This is a genomic window from Streptomyces durbertensis (genome assembly GCF_014156695.1).
Lineage (GTDB): Bacteria > Actinomycetota > Actinomycetes > Streptomycetales > Streptomycetaceae > Streptomyces > Streptomyces durbertensis.
Genome location: NZ_WMLF01000564.1, coordinates 1 through 2,959, shown reverse-complemented (window position 1 = coordinate 2,959; position 2,959 = coordinate 1). Strand labels below are relative to the sequence as shown.

General features: G+C 75.4%; 4 protein-coding genes and 1 pseudogene. 3 read left to right on the top strand and 2 right to left on the bottom strand.

Translation table 11 applies throughout. From position 1 onward, the window contains the following. Positions 1-568, bottom strand: a pseudogene (locus tag GL263_RS24395) (molybdopterin-binding oxidoreductase); the annotation flags it as partial. Positions 569-848: 280 nt separating this feature from the next. On the opposite strand from GL263_RS24395, the gene sigK reads away from it, so the two are divergent. Both sigK and GL263_RS24385 read left to right on the top strand, forming a co-directional pair. Next, positions 849-1,442 carry an ECF RNA polymerase sigma factor SigK gene (gene sigK / locus GL263_RS24390; RefSeq protein WP_438948000.1) on the top strand — a complete coding sequence of 198 codons (594 nt, stop codon included), beginning with the start codon at positions 849-851 and terminating at the stop codon, positions 1,440-1,442. Beyond that, positions 1,439-2,188, top strand: coding sequence for an anti-sigma factor (locus tag GL263_RS24385; RefSeq protein ID WP_182857903.1), 750 nt, complete (start codon positions 1,439-1,441; stop codon positions 2,186-2,188). The genes sigK and GL263_RS24385 overlap by 4 nt, the downstream gene beginning before the upstream one ends. A gap of 53 nt (positions 2,189-2,241) precedes the next feature. Here the strand turns inward: GL263_RS24385 and GL263_RS24380 are convergent, their stop codons facing one another. Then, positions 2,242-2,553 carry an antibiotic biosynthesis monooxygenase family protein gene (locus GL263_RS24380; protein ID WP_182857902.1) on the bottom strand — a complete coding sequence of 104 codons (312 nt, stop codon included), beginning with the start codon at positions 2,551-2,553 and terminating at the stop codon, positions 2,242-2,244. A gap of 113 nt (positions 2,554-2,666) precedes the next feature. Here GL263_RS24380 and GL263_RS24375 point away from each other — a divergent pair, with 113 nt between their 5' ends. Beyond that, on the top strand, positions 2,667-2,867 hold the full coding sequence (locus GL263_RS24375) for a hypothetical protein (RefSeq protein WP_182857901.1): 201 nt from the start codon (positions 2,667-2,669) through the stop codon (positions 2,865-2,867). Positions 2,868-2,959: the final 92 nt, after the last annotated feature.

Genomic DNA, 2,959 nt, shown 5'->3' with positions numbered 1-2,959 from the left:
GCCCGAGCCCGCCCGCGCCGGTCGCGGCCGCCGCCGTCAGGGAGGCCGCGGACAGGAACCCGCGCCGACTCCACCATCCGGGCAGCCCGCTTCCCGCGGTCTCCGGGTCGGTGGGGGCCGATGCCGCCTTCCCGGCGAGCAGGAAGAGCACGGCGGCGGCGACCACACCCGCCACCAGCGAGGGCAACGCGTCGGCCGGGCCGGCCGCGTCGGGGCGGCCGAGGGCGGCGACCGCCCCCACGGCGCCGAACAGCGCCATGGCCAGGCAGGCCGTCCGCCGCCGCCGGGTCGCCAGCACCCCGAGCAGCGCCGCGAACAGCGCGATCGTGAGCAGCATGCCCACCTGGAGCACAAGCTTGTCCTGCTCCCCGAAGGTCCGGATCGCCCAGTCCTTGACCGGCGCCGGGGTACGGTCGACGGCCGCCCCGCCGATCGCGGTCAGCGGACTCGCCGCAGGCCGGACCAGCGCGGCGACCAGTTCGGCGACGGCAAGCGCCGCGTAGCCGGCCAGCAGGCCGCTCGCCGCGCCCTGCGCCGTCCGTATCGCCGTTTCCCTGTCCGTTCTCACGTCGCTGATTCGCGGCCGTCCGCCGACCGGATTGGCCACTCACCCGAAGGAGTCACCGAAGACCGGAAGTTGACGGCGTCGGCCCGGCGGTTCCGCCGCCGATCGGCCCGGTTGCGGTGCCGCCGATCGGCCCGGCGCGACCCGCCGCGTTCCGGGCCATCCGCTCACCCCGTCCGCTCCGAAGAAGACGTGAGGCGAAGAGCCCCACGGCCAGGACCGACAGGAGAAGAGGACACCACGTGCGAAGGACACCCCACCCGCCAGAGCCCGGGCCCGGCCGGTGAACCGCCGGCTCACCGCGAGTGCGGACGACACGCCGCAACCCGGGCAGGTCGACCTCGGACAGGTCATGGAGCAGGTCGCCCACGGTGACAAGGACGCCTTCTCCACCCTCTACGACCACCTGGCGCCGCTCGTCTTCGGCGTCGTCAGCCGGGTGGTGCGGGACCGGGCGCAGTCCGAGGAGGTCGCCCAGGAGGTGATGCTGGAGGTGTGGCGGCAAGCCGCCCGCTACCGGCCCGAAGTCGGGAAGGTGACCACCTGGGTCGCCACCATCGCGCACCGCAGGGCCGTCGACCGGGTCCGGTCCGCCCAGGCGGCCGCCGACCGCGAGCACGCCCAGGCCGTCCGCGACCGGTCCCGCCCCTTCGACGACGTCGTCGAACGGGTCGAGACCCGCCTGGAGAGCGAACAGGTCCGCCGCTGCCTGCGCGGCCTCACCGAACTCCAGCGCCAGGCCGTCACCCTCTCCTACTACCGTGGCCTGACCTACCGCGAGGTCGCCGAGACACTCCGCGCGCCGCTTCCGACGATCAAGACACGCATGCGCGACGGGTTGATCCGGCTGCGCGACTGCATGGGGGTGACCACATGAAACAGCACGAGGACGTTCACACCCTCGCTGCGGCGTACGCGCTGAACGCCCTGGCCGCCGACGAGCGCGACGCGTTCGCCGCCCACCTCGGCGACTGCGAGGCGTGCCGTCTGGAGGCCGCCGAGTTCGAGGCCACCGCCGCACGGCTCGCGGCGGCCGCCGCGCAGCCGCCGCCCGCCGCGATGAAGGAGCGGGTCATGTCGTCCGTCGACGGCGTGCGCCAGCTCCCTCCGCGCCTGTCCGCGACCACCACGCCCGTCCGCCCCCGCGGACCGCTCCGGCGCCAGGCCGCCGCCTTCGCGATCGCCGCCGCCGTCGCCGCCGCGGCCTCCTTCGGCGGGCTGGCTGCGTGGCAGTACCAGCAGGGCGAGCGCGCCCGCGACCAGGCCGCCCAGGCGGAGGAACGCCTCCGCGACATCAGCGCCGTGCTCACCGCGGACGACGCCCGCACCGTGCGCGGACGCACCACCAACGGCGCCACCACCACGATTGTCGCCTCGCGCGCCCACGACATGGCCGTGCTCACGGCGTCCGGGCTGCCGGCCCCCGCGTCCGGCGCCGTCTACCAGCTGTGGCTCGACCACGACGGCACGATGCTGCCCGCCGGATTCCTCCACGGCGACGGCGCGGTCCTCGTCGAGGGCGACACCTCCGACGCGAGCGCGGTCGGCCTCACCCTGGAACCCGCCGGCGGCTCCGAGGAACCGACCACCACACCGCTGCTGCTCATGCCGATGCCCGGGTGAGGCGCGGGAAGCCCGGGTGAGGCGCGGGGCGAGGAGAAGCCGAAGCGGGCTCGTCAGAGGGGTTCCCCCGACGGATCGTGCCGCACGGGTACGTCGAAGACCGCGAGTCGCGGCTCGGCGCCGACCTCGCGGAAGAGGCGAGGCGCGGCCGGCGGCTTCGGCGCCGTGCGGACGGCCTCGAAGGCGGCGCGGTCCCGCCACAGCGTCTGGATCCGCCAGAGCCCGTCGCCGCCCCGCAGCAGCTCCGTCCGCACCAGCCCGTCGGGCAGCGCGCCCGCGACCAGCTCCCGGTAGGCCGCGAGGAGGTCGGCCTCGCGCTCCGGCGCCACCTCGGCGCTGACCTCGCTCAACACATGGTCCGCCATGTCCCTCATCTCCTCACCTCCCACGCTAGGCCGCGTCGGACGTGCGCGCCCCCGGACGCCGATCGGCCGTGCGCCGGCGTGCGGGGCGGGGTGCGGCGGTGCAGGGTGGCGGTATGGCTGCTGCTCCGATCATCGTTTATCCGCCGGCGCCGTCCGGCGGCCGGCGGGTGCGGGCCGACGGCGAGATCCTCGGCGTCGCGTACAGCGCCACCGACCTGGAGGAGTTCCTACGGCGGGCCGGCATCGAGGACCCGGACCTCCGCGAGGAGGGCCTGATCGAGTGGCGCGGCGGCGGCCCCGAGGTTTGGGGCTGAGGCCCGCCCGGACGAGTCGCACGTCAACCGGCCTCAGCGGCGCGTGGCGTGGGTGAGAGCGGTGTCGAGGAGGTGGCGGAGGTGGGTGGCGG